The sequence below is a fragment of the Neisseria sp. HMSC065D04 genome (genome assembly GCF_001815675.1).
In the GTDB taxonomy this organism is placed as follows: Bacteria; Pseudomonadota; Gammaproteobacteria; order Burkholderiales; family Neisseriaceae; genus Neisseria.
The window spans coordinates 18,082-18,526 of the sequence record NZ_KV821537.1 but is presented as its reverse complement, the minus strand read 5'-3'; the positions used below and the strand labels follow the sequence as shown (position 1 = coordinate 18,526).

1 protein-coding gene is annotated in these 445 nt (G+C 60.9%); it reads left to right on the top strand.

The annotated features are described in order from the left end of the window. Nucleotides 1-445, top strand: a 445-nt coding sequence (gene vgrG / locus HMPREF3050_RS10105; RefSeq protein WP_210399934.1) for a type VI secretion system tip protein VgrG, incomplete at both ends; no start/stop codon positions are given.

The following is a 445-nucleotide window of genomic DNA, read 5'->3' as shown; positions in this document are numbered from 1 at the left end:
GGCAGCCGCGATACCGCCTACACCCACACCTTTAGCGCCATACCCGCCCAACACGCCTTCCGTCCCGAACGCACCACCCCGCGCCCCCATATCGCCGGCACACTGCCCGCACGGGTAACTGCTGCTGAGAACTGCACCTACGCCTACATCGACGAGATGGGACGCTACCGCGTCAAACTGCCGTTTGATTTGGACGAATGGAGTCCCGGCGGCGAAAGCCGTCCCGTCCGACTGGCCAAACCCTATGCCGGTCCCGAATACGGCATCCACTTCCCCTTACACGAAGGCACCGAAGTGATGCTTTCCTTCGTCCAAGGTAATCCCGACCGTCCGTATATCTCCGGCGTCATGCACGACAGCGCCCATCCCGACCACATTCCTGCCGATTGGAACACCAGGAACGTCATCCGCACCTGGGCAAACAACAAACTCAGGATGGAAGACC